7 protein-coding genes are annotated in these 14,681 nt (G+C 71.5%); 4 read left to right on the top strand and 3 right to left on the bottom strand.

Annotation, left to right across the window (positions count from 1 at the left end; all coding sequences use genetic code 11):
• Positions 1-2: 2 nt before the first annotated feature.
• From ACGFQC_RS14570 to ACGFQC_RS14560, 3 genes are read right to left on the bottom strand one after another with little or no spacing between them, the layout of a single operon-like run.
• On the bottom strand, positions 3-2,102 hold the full coding sequence (locus ACGFQC_RS14570; RefSeq protein ID WP_363092207.1) for an Hsp70 family protein: 2,100 nt from the start codon (positions 2,100-2,102) through the stop codon (positions 3-5).
• The gene (locus ACGFQC_RS14565; protein ID WP_363092208.1) at positions 2,099-2,713 is read right to left on the bottom strand and encodes a hypothetical protein; all 615 of its coding nucleotides are present in this window, start codon (positions 2,711-2,713) and stop codon (positions 2,099-2,101) included. The genes ACGFQC_RS14570 and ACGFQC_RS14565 overlap by 4 nt, the downstream gene beginning before the upstream one ends.
• The gene (locus ACGFQC_RS14560; RefSeq protein WP_363092209.1) at positions 2,710-4,368 is read right to left on the bottom strand and encodes a hypothetical protein; all 1,659 of its coding nucleotides are present in this window, start codon (positions 4,366-4,368) and stop codon (positions 2,710-2,712) included. Before ACGFQC_RS14560 ends, ACGFQC_RS14565 begins: the two co-directional genes overlap by 4 nt.
• A 549-nt stretch (positions 4,369-4,917) precedes the next feature.
• Here ACGFQC_RS14560 and ACGFQC_RS14555 point away from each other — a divergent pair.
• From ACGFQC_RS14555 to ACGFQC_RS14540, 4 genes are all read left to right on the top strand, one after another.
• Positions 4,918-8,424 carry a sigma-70 family RNA polymerase sigma factor gene (locus ACGFQC_RS14555; protein ID WP_363092210.1) on the top strand — a complete coding sequence of 1,169 codons (3,507 nt, stop codon included), beginning with the start codon at positions 4,918-4,920 and terminating at the stop codon, positions 8,422-8,424.
• A 117-nt stretch (positions 8,425-8,541) separates the two neighbouring features.
• On the top strand, positions 8,542-11,688 hold the full coding sequence (locus ACGFQC_RS14550; RefSeq protein WP_393288205.1) for a helicase-related protein: 3,147 nt from the start codon (positions 8,542-8,544) through the stop codon (positions 11,686-11,688).
• The gene (locus tag ACGFQC_RS14545) at positions 11,685-13,538 is read left to right on the top strand and encodes a DUF1998 domain-containing protein (RefSeq protein ID WP_363087724.1); all 1,854 of its coding nucleotides are present in this window, start codon (positions 11,685-11,687) and stop codon (positions 13,536-13,538) included. Before ACGFQC_RS14550 ends, ACGFQC_RS14545 begins: the two co-directional genes overlap by 4 nt.
• Entirely contained in the window at positions 13,535-14,626 is a 1,092-nt protein-coding gene (locus tag ACGFQC_RS14540; protein ID WP_363087725.1) for a DNA helicase, read from the top strand. The genes ACGFQC_RS14545 and ACGFQC_RS14540 overlap by 4 nt, the downstream gene beginning before the upstream one ends.
• The last annotated feature ends 55 nt before the right edge of the window (positions 14,627-14,681 follow it).

Here is a 14,681-nt window from a genome sequence, read left to right as displayed (position 1 = left end):
CCCTACTCCTCGTGGGGGCGGTGGTATCTGAACTCGGGAAGGGGACCGGGGCTCGGGGGAATCAAGGCCCGGGACTGCTGAGGTACCTCCGCTCGTACGATCCGGTGGCGAGGCGACGGCACGCAGGTGCGCGGTGTGAAAACCCACCTCCCTTGCGACAAGGTGACCCCGAGCACTCGTTCCTTGTTCCGCAGCCAGGGGTATCTGTTCTGCAACTCGGCATAGTTGTCGTTGGTGACGACGGTTCCGCCGGTGTCCTCCGCGATCGCTGTGACAAGCGCATCGCCCTTGCCCTCGGTTCCGGCCGGAGGCTGGATGAGATCGCCTTTGCTGAGCGCCGAATCCACTGCCGCACGTTCTTCTTCTGCGACCTCGTACCTGAAAGTGGCGTCGACGACCACGTGGAGCACGGCGTCGGGATACCGCGATGTCAGGGCGTCGCGTGCGGACAGCAGTTGGGCGTAGGACGGTCGGTCGTCGCTGCCGTACGTACCGGGTTCCCGCGGCGACCTGCCGATCCACGCCAAGTTGGAACCGTCCACCACGAGCGCCGTAGGCGCCGAACCCGTGGTTCGCTTCTGTACCTGTGTCGGTAGCGGCCTGGTGATCACGTTGCCGGCGAGCAGATCCTCAAGTTCCCTGCGTACTGCCGGCGTCGGGCCACCAGAGCTGAAACTCTTGATCTCCTCGTTCAGCACTTCCTCGCCGGTACGTTCAAGGATCGCCTTGACGTGCAGAAGCCCGTTCGTGTCGTACGTGTACTCCAGCAGGAACCGGGAGTCCTCACGAGCCCGAGGATCCTGATAGGTGAGCCGGAGTTCTGTCAACTGCACATTGTCGGGGTGATCCAGAGGTCGCTCCGGGGCACCCTCCCAGATCTCCACGGGGAGACTGCGGGCGTTGTCCCGGCCCGGCGTGTAGCTCTTGCGCTCCTTCCACGGCAGCGGTGAGTTGCGCGGAATGATCTCACTGAACTTCCGCCGGCCGGTGTCGTCCGTGACGACCGTGCCCAGGGCATGGCTCGTCGCCACCTGGATCACGCCGTCGACCTCCCCCGACAGCACAGCTGCCGCGATGGAGGCACCGCGGGCGACCGCCGTCATGGGATCGCACACTCCGACCTCGACAGGCTGCTGCTGCATGACCTCGGCGACCGCCATCCGGACGCTCGGGATCTGACTGGTGCCGCCGATCATCAGCACCGCGTCCACGTCCAGTGGTGCCATATGCAGGTCGGTGAGGCACTGCTGGACCGGTGCGAGGGCGCGGTCCACGAGGTCGGTGATGGCGTCCTCCAGTTCCTCCTGCCACACCTCGACGGTGTCACCGTCCGGAGTCCTGACGGTGACGGAGTCCTCGGAGGACAGGCGGATCTTGCTGCGTTCCACGTCCAGCCCGAACTGCCGCTCCTGCGCGGGCGTCCACGCCGATCGCGCCGGAGCCCGTTCGAGGACGAGGTCACGCAGACGGCGGTCGATCTCCAGACCGCCCAGCTCGGTCACACCCCGTGATGCGAGCTCCTCGAAGAACCCGTCCTGGTAGTCGAGCACGGTGACGTCGATCGTGCCGCCGCCCCAGTCGAAGACCAGGATGGTGCGGGCCTCTTGCAGCTCGTGCACGTACGAGATCGCGGCTGCCGTCGGTTCGTTGAGCAGCGCCAGGACGTCGATGCCGGCGAACTGCGCGGCGGCGCGGGTGCGATAGCGCGCGGCACCCGTGGCGTTGGCGGGCACGGTGATCACGGCCTGGTCGATGGCGGTGAGATTGTGTTCCGCGCCCTTCCGCATGGCCTGGAAGACACCGGCGGCCACCGTCGTGGCCGCGAACCTGCGGCCGTGGATCGTGACGTACTCGTCGCTCTTGAGAAGTCGCTTGCAGGCCTCGGCCGCCTCCTCGGAGCGGAGCTTGGCCTCCCAGCCGAACAACGCCCCCCGGCGCAGCGAACTCATGCCCACCACCGATGGGAAGAGGTGTTCGAAGCCGGGGTGGCGCCAGTCGGCGTCGATGTGGTGGGCGTCCAGCAGCAGCACGTCGGCATCGTTGCCCAGCCACTGGGCCACCACGGAGTTGGTGGTGCCGAAATCGATCCCGGTGGCGGTCACACGCCCTCCCCGTTCGGCGCCACGTCGTCCGCGGCGGAGTGGTCTCCTCCGTCGGGCCCGGGCAGGCGGCGCAGTTGTCCGGAGAGCACCAGTTTGCCGGTGGCCTGGTCCACGTAGGCCGGGCGCAGCACCTCGAATGCCTCACCATCGCCTTCCACCACCACGAAGAGTTCGCTCTCGCCGTCGGGCGAGTCCACGCATCGCACGCCTTGGTCCAGCAAGGCGGTACGGATGCCCTTCCGAAGCGAACTGGCACTCTGGTTGGGGGCCCCGGCGAGCAGATCGACCTCGACCATCCGGGCCACGTACTCCTCCCTGGAGCGAAACGCCTCCAGTACGGCCTGGCGCAAGGCAGCCGTCACAGCGGCCTGTGTGGGGCGCTCCTCTTCCGGGAGGGCGATCAGGAGGTCGGTCGCCCGCTCGGTGAAACGGGAGAGCAGCATGTGAGGGCTGAGTAGTTCCTCGGGGCGGTAGGTGCGCGGGGAGTCCTTGGGGACATCTGCTGCCGCCTGCCGCTTCTCCCGACGATGTTTGAGGCCGTTGTTCCCCTTGGGGGTAACGCGCTTGAGGGCTCCTGTGGTCTTCCGCTGGCTGCGGGGCACCTTTTTCACTGTGTGTGCATCCTTGCGTTGCGATCGGGGCGCCGGGGGGCGCTGAGCAGGTGGGGCAGCAGATCCGCCACCGCTCGCTGCCGCACGAGCCCGAGGTCTTCGGGAAAGTGAGGGATCGTTCGCCTGGTCAGCGGGGCCAGGGGCGGGACCAGCGTGATCGGCACCTCGTCCGGAAGCTCGAACACGTCCGCGTCGAGCGGTAGTACGAAGAAGCCGGACGAGTCCTCGTCGCGTTCGGCGTCTCTGATGCGTTTCATCGCGCTGTTGAGCCGCGCGCTGATGTCCACGTCGTGCACATGCTCCCGGCGGAGGTCCCGGTACCGGGTCTCCCAGTTCGGTGCGCCGTGCGGCAGCCCGAGGTCCAGGTAGGGGTTGGACGCTGCCGGTCTGTCGTTACGGGGAACGGTCCGACGCTGCTCGATCATTCGGAGATTGGACTCGGCCGACTCGCGCGATCCGCTGATCCCCTTCAGGGCGGCGGCCGCCTCGTCCAGTTCCTCCCGGAGCAACAGCGTGTACGCATGGAAGTTGAGGGCTTCGGCTCGGTAGGCCGGGGCAGCGGTCTCGAACGACACCAGCTTGTCTATCTGAGACGACGCATGGGGCAGGTCGTTCAGGCACAGCAGGTCGTAGGCCTGACGCAGTGCCATGAGCGCGTGCAGGGGCGACCGTGACGGGTTGACGGCAGCCTTGGGCTCCCACAGAGAGAAAATGAGCCGCCACAGCCCCCTGTCCTCCCAGATGTCCCGGTCCCAGTTGCCGACATCGACCCCGCCGAGAAGCCGGCGCAGTCGGATCACCAGATCGCGGGGCAACTCCCTTTCGAGCTCCTTCACCACCGAAGCGTCGCCGTCGGCAACTCGCTCCAAGAGGTCGTAGACGTCGCCGACCGAGGGCAGCGGCTCACCCCCGGCGAGGAACGCGTTCCGCCGCTGCCGGGCCGTCCACTCCAGCGCGGTTGCCTGCTCGGCGGATACCTGATCGGGAACCAGCCGGGCTTTGAGGTAAGCGTGCTCCGGCTCATCGGCCCGGTACTGCCAGGGCTGATGCTCGGGACCGACCGCTCCGGCGTCGATGAGGTCGTCGAGGACGCTCGGTGGTATCCAAGGAAGCACACGCGGCAGCATCCGAGGCGGGAAGGCGGCCGTACCCTCCGTCGCGAACGCGGTGAGGAGGGCGAAGGCTCCGGAGGGATCCTCGCTCGCGGAGACGGCGAGCGTGTCGTCGCCCGCTGTCAGGGCGGTGAGCCGTTGCTCCCCGACCTCGGTCAGCCACAGGAAGCCGCCCGCGTGGACCGCCGTAAGTATCGCGGCGACCGTGGCTGGGTCGGCTCGTTCGAGGACGGTCCGCACGGCAGGCAGCAGCCGGTCGTCCGGTTCGTCGCGCAGGGCATCGGCCAGGGTGTCGTGCGTCGCGTCCTGTGCGAGGGACGCGAGTTGTCGGAGCAGAGCATGGGCCTGCAGTACCGCCGGGGCTCCGAACACCCCCACCTTCCGCCACCTGCGTACGGTGAACCCGTCGACCCCCGTGTCCGCACTCTGGGCGTCCCGGCGCTCCCTGAGCGCCCTCAGCCGCTCCCGCTCCCGTGCGACCGCCTCGGCCCGCGTCCCAGACACCGGCTGCCCCGTCCCGTTGGCCGACGGCGGACTCGTCACTCCCCGGCTCCTTCATGTCGATTGCCGCTCCGCTCATCGTTGCAGAGCGGGAGCACGGTGTCCGCAACCGTACACGAATTGACGTAGGCGCAGGAGATTTTCAGTCTGTTGACATCGTCAACGTGTCGCTATACGTTCTGTGAGGTCATCGGGGAGGGGGTGGGCGGTGTGAGGCATCGGTCTGTCGGAGGGTGTGGCGCGCCAGGTCGCGCGGCGGGACAGGAGTCCGGCGGGGCGGCCGGGGATGCGGCGCAGCGGGCCCGGTCGAGTGGTGAGCCCGGACTGAAGGCCGCGCTGGCAGGGCTGCTCACCCGCCTGCGTGAGGCGGCGGTGGGCGGCGCCGTGCCGGAATCCGTGTTCGTGGAGCAGGTCCGCGCGCTGGGGCTCGGTGAGGTCGAGCGGGAGCGGCTTCGAGCGGAGCTGGCCGGGCTGGGGCTGCCCGTCCTGAGGGCGGTGGCGCATGCAGACGGTGACGGTCCGGATGCGGAAAAGGTTGCACGGATTCGTGAAGAAAATGTGTTCAGGTCTGCCTTTCCTTCAAGTGACGTGGTGCGCGCCCTGCTGAGGCGCTATGCCGACCCCGAGGGGTACGTGACGTCGCGCGCCCTGGACGGTGTGGCCCGGCTGGCCGGACTGAACCCGCGGGACGCGGCAGCCCTGAGGGCCGGGGCGCGGGTGCGGGGAGCGGCCGCCGCGACCGTCGAGGCGGCCGCGGATGCGGCGACCGGTGGTGAGGCGGTTCGGGACGAGGCGGCCGCCCCGGTGGCCGAGGCCGCGGGAACCGGTCCCACCGCTCTCGTCGACACCAAGGAACACGAACTGGAGGACGTGCCGGAGGGCGAGCCCTTTCTGCTTCCGGACGCGGCGACCGCAGGCGACCTCGGCGACCTCGCACCCGCCGTCGCCGCCGCGCTGACCGTCCTGGAGGACGACCGCTTCCGGCGGCGTCCGGAGACGCGCCTGCTGAGCGCCGAGGCCGAAGTCGGACTCGCCGTACTGGTGCGGGGCGGACCGGACCACGTGGCGGAGGAACCCCACGGCGACACCCTGAGCGGCCTGCCCTCCGACGACCTCCGGATCCGCGCCCGCGACTGTCTCGTCCTGCACAACCAGCGACTCGTGCACAAGATGGTGCCCCGGTACCTGGAACAGGGGCTGGACTACGACGACCTGTTCCAGCACGGCGCGTTGGGCCTGATGCGGGCGGCGCGCAAGTTCGACCCCTCCAAGGGCTTCAAGTTCTCGACGTACGCGACCTGGTGGATCCGCCAGTCGATCAGCCGGGGCATCGCGGACGAGGGCGCCGTCATCCGCATCCCGGTCCACATGCACGAACAGGTGCGCAAGGTGGCGCTGGCGGAGCGCAACCTGGCCCTGCAGGGCCGGCCCGCCGGAGTCGCCGACGTGGCCGTGTACTGCGACATGACCCTGCAGAAGGTCGAGGAGGCCCGGAGGCTGAGCCGGCGCACCGACTCCCTCGACCGGGTCGTCGGGGACGGGGTCACCCTCGGCGACTTCATCGGGCGGACGAATCCCCTGCCACCGGTGGACAGGGTCGTCCTCGGCGCGATGCTGCTGGAGCAGATCATGGAGGTGGTCGACACGTTCCCCGAACGTGAGGCCCACATCCTCGTCCGGCGCCTCGGCCTGGACGGCGATGAACCTTCGACACTCGAGGAGTTGGGGCAGCACATCGGCCGGACCCGTGAGCGCGTCCGGCAGATCGAGTCGAAGGCCAAGAAGGAGTTCCGGGACCGGCTGGTGGCGGCCGGGCTCACCGCCGCGTACCAGGACGACGGCGGCCTCGGAGAGGAACCCGACAGGGCAGGGGAGCCGGCCGGCGTACGGCGACCCGGCAGCCGGGCGGGAGCTCCGAAGGAGCTCTCCGGGGCCGGGCGGATGCCCGACACCCCGCCCGGCCCCGCGCCGCAGCAGGCTCAGCCGGAAGTGCCGCCCCGGCCCGCCGGAGCGGGGGAGACGCCGGACGGCGGACATTCCACGGAGACCGGGGCGGCAGTCGCCCCCGGCGACCGCACCGCACGCGGCGAAGCGTCGGCGGGCTCCCCGCAGGACGTGCCGCCGGACGCTCTCGGCGCACCCGCGGCTGAGCCGGAGGAACAGGCCGGCCGTCGGTCCGCGGAGCCCTCGGACGACCTCCGGCCGGTGCCGCGGCAGGAGCCCGGGCACGTGGCCGACACGCCCGGTGCCGGGTCGGGTGCCGGCCCGGTCCCGAAGCCGGGCACGGGGCACATGCCGCAGACCGCGCAGGAGAGCACCCCTTCGGCGCCGGCCGTCGTCCCCGAGGCGGGCGGGCTGCCGGTCTCCGGGCCGGCGGCCCGCGAACCCGCGCGGTTCGCGGCGGACTGGCAGAAGGCGCTGCGCATGCCGACCGATTTCGGCGGGGGAGTGGCCTGGCTCGCCGAGTACGCGCTGCTCGCCGTGGGACATGTGCAGCTCACGGTGCTCCTCGGCCCGTCCTCGGCCGACGCCGTCGTACGCGCCGTGCGGGACAGGGGGATGCTCGACCGGCCTGTGGTCACGGCCCTGGAGGTGCTGCGGCGCGTGTTCGACGCCGTGAAGGAGGCCGGGTTGCGGCCGGAGGACTTCTTCGAAAGGCCGGCCGAGGCACTGCTCGGCGTGACTCCGCGCGCGTATCTCGCGGCCAAGCCCCTGGTGCTGGGTGAGTCGCGCCTCGCGCTGCGTGACTCGTTGCGGGAGTTCGTCGCCGAGCTCCCGCAACGTGCCGGCCGGGCGGCGGCGCGGACCGGCGGTTCGCCGGGCGGTCCCGCGGCAGGGCGGCATGCGGAGGCGATTCCAGGGCCCGAAGACAGCGCGCGGACGCGCGCGGCAGCAGGAGAGGCACCGGGTGGGCGCATGACGGCCTCGGCCGACGGCCCGCGGGGTGAAGCGGACGGCCCCACACCGGAGTCGCCCCCGTCGCCGGGCGAAGTCCGGCCCGACGTGACTCGCGCGGAGGGGGCCACCGACGTCGAACATGACCAGGCGAGCCCGGAGGCCGGCACGGTCCCGGACGGTGAACGGCCCCGGGACGACACGGCCGGGCCCCGGGCCATGCCGCACGGAGCGGGGGACCCGAGGACCGGTCACGGCCGAGCCGACACGTCGACCGTCGCCGGGCAGCCCGCTTCTCCGCTCGGGGACGGGCTCGCGTCCGTGTCGCCCCGTACCTCCGAGGAGGTGTCCCGGGCCGGTGCCGCGGCTCGCGGCACCGGACAGGGCGGGGCCGGGCCCGACGCCGAACGGCGCCTGACCGAGCTGCGCCATGCGCACGAGGCCGAGCTGACGCGCCTGCGGGACGAAGCGCAGCGGCGACTCACCGAGGAACGGCGGGCCGCGGACGACCGGCACAGCGCTGCCCTTGCGGACGCCGAACAGCAGCTCGACGCCTTGGAGGAGACGCTGCTGCGGCGAGCGGACAGGGCCGTGCTCCGCCGGGAGCGGCACCTGCGCGCACAGGCGGACGAGCGGATCGCGCACATCGAGGAGGTGCACCGCGAGGCACGGCAGACCCTGGTCGAGCGCGCCGAACACGCCGAGCAGCGGGAGCGTGCGGCACGGACGGCCCTGGCCGCAGCCGGTGAGCGCGCCGTCCGGGCGGAACGGCGCGCCAAGGATGCCGAGCAGGCCGTCCGTACGGCCGAGGAGCGCGCGAACGACGCGGAACGGAGGGCGAGCACGGCCGAAGAACGGGCAGCGGTGCTCTACCAGCGCGCGAACGACGCGCAGCGGCGGGCGGAGGAAACCGGCCAGCGGTTGCGGCGCCACCACGAGGAAGGGGAGGCCCGCGTCGCGGCCCTGGAGCAGCGGCTGCGGCAGGCAGAAGCCCTGCTCGCCGAACGCGACATGGCTCTGCGGGCTGCCCAGCAGCAGGCCTCGGCCCAGGTGGCGGCGGCCGAACAGCGGGCCGCGGCGCGGATCACCCAGACCGAGCACGACGCCTGGGCCCGTATCACCGAACTGCAGCAACAGCTCGCCGCCGAACGCGAAGCAGCCGCCGAACGCTCCGCACCCCGCAGTCGCTGGCGCTGGTCCTGACGGCGGACTTCCGGCCCCGCGCACTCCACATCCGACACGCACCCGGCACATCACACCCGCCACGCCACACCCGGCACCCGCAGCCCGCACCACCCGTACCGCTTCAGGAGCACGTCCATGGACCCCAGACAGGAACTCGTCTCCTCCCTGCGCCGCCGGCTCGTCGGCCCGGCCTTCGGGGAACACGAGCTGCTCGAAGCGCCGCCCGACCGCGAGTACCTCATGGGCACGCTGTATCCGCAGGAAGCCGACCTGCAAAGGCAGTTGGACCTGGCCGCCGAGGAGCTCGAGGGGACCGGCACGGAGGGCGGCGCCGAGGACACGGCGCCCGCGGCGGACCCCGTGCCCGAGTCCAACTCCTGGCTGCCGTCCTCGCTCGGCCTCAGCTTCTACACCGACGCCACGACCATCGACGTCCGCTGCGCCGGAGCCCGCTACAAGACCCTCGCCGCCACCGGTGAGCAGGGCCGCCGTTGGGAACGCGTCCCCCTGCCCGAGGAGACCCACGCACTCGGACCCGACCGGAACCACGTGCCCGTACTCGACGGACGCGCCGAGATCCGCGTCCGAAGGCGCGCCTTCGGCTCCGGACAGCTCGTCACCGTCGCCCTGGTCAACACCGCCCACCACGAGCAGGCGCTCGGCAAGGCCGCCCAATGGGACCGGATGCTCTTCCAGGTGGAACTGGAGGCGAGGCCCGCGGACGGCGACGTCCTGCCCTACCCGAGCGTGCGGCTGGCCAGCCGCGACCCGGAGGAACAGGAACTGCGTCTTCAGTACCGGCACGTCCGCACCCACGCCGTCGGCCACGGCTGCGCGGTCGAGGAACGGTACGCCGAGCACCGTGGGGCCGACGAGCGCGGCGAGCCGACGGTCGTGGCCCTCAAGGCCGCCGTCATGCCCGAGGCCGAGGTCAGCGGTGTCCGGGCGGCCGGCTTCACCGGATCCCCCGTCCTGAACGTGCTCCACCTCGCCGACCCCGCCGTACCCCATGCCCAACTCCGGGAGGAGCTGGCGGAATTCGCCGCCGACTACCGAGCCTGGTACGTGGGACAGCTGAACGCCGAGGTCCCCGCCTGGGGCCGCGAGGCCGCCGACCGTGTCCTGGAGCGCGTCAGCGCCGCCGTCACCCGGATCGAGTCCGGCGTCCGTACCCTCTGCGACCCGGCACGCCCCGAACTGCTGCACGCCTTCCGCACCGCGAACCGTGCGATGGCCCTCCAGATGCGGCACTCCGCCCGCGATCAGGCAGGGGAACGCCGTGACCGCCGCGACCCGGTGCTCCTCGAGCCGGAACCGAGCCCGGATGCCGTATGGCGGCCCTTCCAACTCGCGTTCTTCCTGCTCGCCCTGGACGGCGTGACGGACCCCCGGCACCGCGACCGCGAGACCACCGACCTCATCTGGTTCCCGACCGGCGGCGGCAAGACGGAGGCCTACCTGCTGCTGGCCGCCTTCTCCATGGTGCTCCGCCGCGGTGAGGAGGGCGGCGGGGGCACGGCGGTCCTCAGCCGCTACACCCTGAGTCTGCTCACCACCCAGCAGTTCCAGCGCGCGGCCACCACCATCTGCGCCCTGGAGACGCTGCGCCGCGCCGACCCGGCCCACTACGGGGACGAGCCCTTCTCCATCGGCCTGTGGGTGGGCGAGGCCACCTCCCCCAACTCGTACGAGAAGGCCCGCGCCGTCTTCGACGACGTGCGCGGCGCCGCCCGGCCCGACGACGTCTTCATCCTCGACCGCTGCCCCTGGTGCGGCACCCGCATCATGCCCGCCCACAAGTCGCCGGACATCGGGGACTACGGCGTACGCGCCACCGCCGGCTCCTTCGCGTTCTTCTGCCCGCGCGACGAGTGCGCCTTCCACGACGAACTGCCCGTCGCCGTCGTCGACGAGCAGCTGTACGACCGGCCGCCCACCTTCGTCCTCGGGACGGTGGACAAGTTCGCCCGGCTCGCGTGGGAACCGCGCTCGGGACGGCTGTTCGGCGCGGGCACCGGGAACCGGCCGCCGTCCCTCGTCATCCAGGACGAGCTGCACCTGCTCACCGGTCCGCTCGGCACCACCGTCGGCCTGTACGAGGCGGCCGTGCTCGGGCTGTGCACCGACCGCGACGGCACCGGACCCAAGGTCGTCGCGTCCACGGCGACGATCCGCCGCTCCGGCGAGCAGATCCGCGCCCTCTACGGCAGCGGCGCCCAGCTCTTCCCACCCGCCGGGCTCGACGCCCGCCACTCCTACTTCGCCGAACCCGACACGTCCCGGCCCGGCCGTCGTTACCTCGGCGTCATGGCCCAGGGACACACCGCGGGCCGCGCCGCCGTCGCCACGGCCGCCGCGATGCTCCAGGGTGCCCACGAACTTCCCGAGGAGCACCGGGACGCCTACTGGACGCTGGTCGCCTACCACCACAGCCTCCGCGAGCTCGGCCGTACGGTCACGGCCGCGGCCGACGACATCCCCGCCCAGCTCACGGGGCTGGAGTCGGGCTCGGGGGTCAGACAACTGCCCGACCACCAGGTGCAGGAGCTCACCAGCAACCTGCCGCGTGCCGAACAGCCCGTTCTCCTCGACCGGCTGGAGAAGCCCTGGAACGACCCGCAGTCGGTGTCGTTCCTGCCCTGCACCAACATGCTGTCCGTCGGCATCGACGTGAAGCGGCTGGCGCTGATGCTCATGCAGGGGCAGCCCAAGACGACGGCCGAGTACATCCAGGCCACCAGCCGGGTCGGCCGGCACACCGTGCCCGGTCTCGTCGTCACCTTCTTCAACGCCACCCGCCCCAGGGACCGTTCGCACTACGAGACCTTCGACGTGTACCACCGCTCCCTCTACCGGCACGTCGAACCCACCAGCGTCACCCCCTGGTCCGTCCCCTCACGCCGGCGCGCCCTGCACGCCGCGCTCGTCATCCTCGTACGTCACCGCCTCGGCCTCGCCGCCGAGAACCGGGCCGGGCACATCCTCGACCGGCTGCCCGAAGCGGAAGCCCTCGTCGAGGAACTGGCGGCACGGGCCGCCGCCGGTGAGCCGTACGCCGCCGACGCCGTACGCGAGGAACTCACCGGACTCCTCGCCGACTGGGAGGACGCCGCGCGCGAGGCCCGCAAGGACGGCCGCGAGCTCTACTACCGCAGCCAGGGCAAGGGACAGTCCAACCTGATCAAGAGCTTCGAACAGCGCTACGGCCTCTGGGAGACACCGAACTCCATGCGCAACGTCGACCGGGAATGCCAGGTGACGGTGAAGGGAGCCGACCTGTGAACCGCACACTCCGCGTACGCCAGTCGCAGACCGTTCTGCCGTTCGGGGTCGGAGCCGTCTTCGACATCCAGGGCGAGTCCTTCGTCGCCACCGGCATCGGCGACTGGCCGCTGAAGGCCAGGCAACGAGTCGAGTCGCCCCGCCTCGCCGGCAGGCTCGGCGTCACCGGCTTCTACGCCGCGCCCCCCACGGCCAACGACCGCTTCGACACTCCCGACGCCCCCGGCGCCCCCTACATCCGCTTCCCCTCCTGGCTGTTCTGCGGCGCCTGCCGCCGCATGAAGCGGTGGCGCATCGCCGACGAGAAGCCGGGACAGCCGCCCCGCTGCCCGTCCTGCTCACCCGGCCGGACCCTCGCCCCCATGCGGTTCGTCCAGATCTGCGCGGCCGGCCACCTGGGCGACGTCGACTGGTGGTTCTGGGCCCACTCGCGTCGAGAGGCCGGCGAACGGCGCCGGTGCGGCGAGCGCGAGAGGCTCCGCTTCCTCGTGTCCGAGCGCGCCTCCGGTCTCGAAGCGCTCTCCGTCACCTGCACGGCCAAGGGATGCGGGGCCTCCCGCGACCTGCTCGACATCCTCGGTACGCACGGCACGCGCTGCACGGGACGCAACCCCTGGCAGCGGGCCGGCGAGGCCACGGAGTGCGTGATGCCCGTCCAGATCGTGCAGCGTACCGCGGGCAACCTGTACTACCCGGTCGTGCACTCGGCGCTCGACATCCCCGAGTCGGACGCCCCCGCGTCGCACGCAGACGAAGAGCTCGCCGGACGCGTACGCGCCCACGACCTGTGGGTGTCGCTCTGCCGGGTCGCCGGCACCCCGCGCGCCGACGTCTTCCGCACGATGATCCAGGAGGACACCGGCGCCGACGACCAACTCCTCGACGCCCTGCTCGCGGAGGAGACCGGGCAGCCGCTGCCCGCCCCTTCGTCCGACCCGGCCGCGGCTTTGGCCCGCCCCGACCTCAGTCGCGAGGAATGGACCGCCTTCACCTCGCCCGCCATGCCCGCCACCCGCGACTTCGCACTGCGCGAGACCACCCTCGGACTCGGGCAGGAGACCGCCGAACCCTGGGCCGGCCTGCACCGCCGCATCGGCCGGGTCGTCCTCGCCGACCGGCTGCGCGAGGTCCGCGCGCTCTCCGGCTTCAGCCGGGTCTCCCCGGACGCGACCGTCGTCCCCGCCGACACCGCCCGGCGCCTCAAATGGCTCCCGGCCGTCGAAGTGTTCGGTGAAGGCGTCCTCCTCACCCTCGACAAGAACGAACTCACCGCATGGGAAGGAGACACGGAGGTGTGCCGGCGCGTCGCGGGCATGCGCGCGGACTTCGACCGGTCCTTCCAGAAGGACCGGCTCCAGGCCCTGACCGGGGAAGAACTCTCCCCGCGCTTCGTCCTCCTGCACACCCTCGCCCACCTGCTGATCCGCCAGCTCTCCTTCGAATCCGGCTACACGACGGCCAGCCTGCGCGAACGCGTCTACGCCCGCCCCGAGCACGACCAGTACGGCATCCTCGTCTACACGGCCGCGGGAGACGCCGAAGGCACTCTCGGCGGGCTCGTGCAGCAGGGCGAACCTCCGCGCCTGGCCGAGACCCTCCTGCGGACCATCGAAGCCGCCGCCTGGTGCTCCGCCGACCCCCTCTGCGCCGAGCACACCGGCCAGGGCTTCGGCAACCTCAACCGCGCGGCCTGCCACGCCTGCGCCCTCCTGCCCGAGACGAGCTGCGAGACCGGCAACACCCTTCTCGACCGCGCTCTCGTCATCGGCGGCGAACAGGTACCCGGCTACCTGGAGTCGATCGTCACGGCCGCCCGGAGTGCCGCGGTGGACGCCCTGGAGGAAATGTGACCCTCACCTACCTCGACCTCGTACCGGAACAGCGCGCCTGCCTCGAGAGCCTTCCCTTCGACGGCAACCACCTGATCAGCGGCCCGCCCGGCAGCGGCAAGAGCCTCCTGGCGGCCCAGCGGGCCGTCATGCTCGCCCTGACCGGAACCCCGGCGGTCCTGCTGACCCGGTCCAACCTGCTCCGCCAGTCACTGGCCGCGACCGTACACGCGCTCGGACCGGCGGACCGCGGCGTGCGCGTGGCGACCGCACACGCGTGGCTCACCGAGTGGTACGGCGGACAGCCCCCTCGCGGCACCGACGGCTGGTTCGACTGGCCCGCCCTCTACGCGCGCGCCGCGGAGACCGGTCCCGTGCCCGGACTCACCCTGGTCGTCGACGAAGGTCAGGACCTGCCACCGGAGTTCTACCGCCTCTGCCGGCTGCTCGGGAGCCGGACGACGGTGTTCGCGGACGAGTGCCAGCGGCTGACCGACACCAACTCCACGCTCGCCGAGATCGCCGAGCGGCTGGATCGCTGCACCCGTCTCGAACTCGACGGCAACCACCGCAACACACGCCAGATCGCGTCCTTCGCCGCCCACTTCCACACGGGCGCCGGTCTGCCCGTCCTCCCCGAACACGACGGGCCGCCCCCGAGACTGCACCGCCTCCCGCACCGCGGCGCGGCAGACCTGCTGATCCTGCTGGCGCAGCGCAACCCGCAGCACAGCATCGGCGTGATCGTGAACTCCACCCACACCCAGTTCTCCCTGCTCGGCAGTCTGGAGCGCAGGGCACCGCGGCTGAAGCCACAGCTGTACACCTCCCAGGCCCGTCCGGGACAAGGCCGTTACCGCACGCTGGACCTCGGTCGTCCCGGAATCGTGCTCGTCCACCGGGCAAGCGCCAAAGGGCTGGGATTCGACACCGTCGTCATCCCCGACACGCACACGGACGCGGCGGTCGATCCCACCTCGGCCGCCCTGCGCATGACGTACTACGTCATGGCGACCCGGGCCCGTCGTGAACTCCACCTCGCGTACGAGGGAGAGACGGAGCCGCCTCTGTGCGCGCAGGTGGGGCCCGGTGATCTGCTGCGCGGCTGACCGAAGCCCTCATCGGCTCCGCCCGCGCGAGGCGCACCGGTGCGGCCCCGCCCGG

The sequence above is a fragment of the Streptomyces sp. NPDC048734 genome (assembly GCF_043198675.1).
Taxonomy (GTDB): Bacteria; Actinomycetota; Actinomycetes; order Streptomycetales; family Streptomycetaceae; genus Streptomyces.
This window is presented reverse-complemented; position numbering and strand designations above follow the sequence as displayed.

What these genes read in the sequence shown, in the direction of transcription:
- ACGFQC_RS14550 (WP_393288205.1), top strand. Translation starts at nt 8,542, where the DNA reads ATGGACCCCAGACAGGAACTCGTCTCCTCCCTGCGCCGCCGGCTCGTC.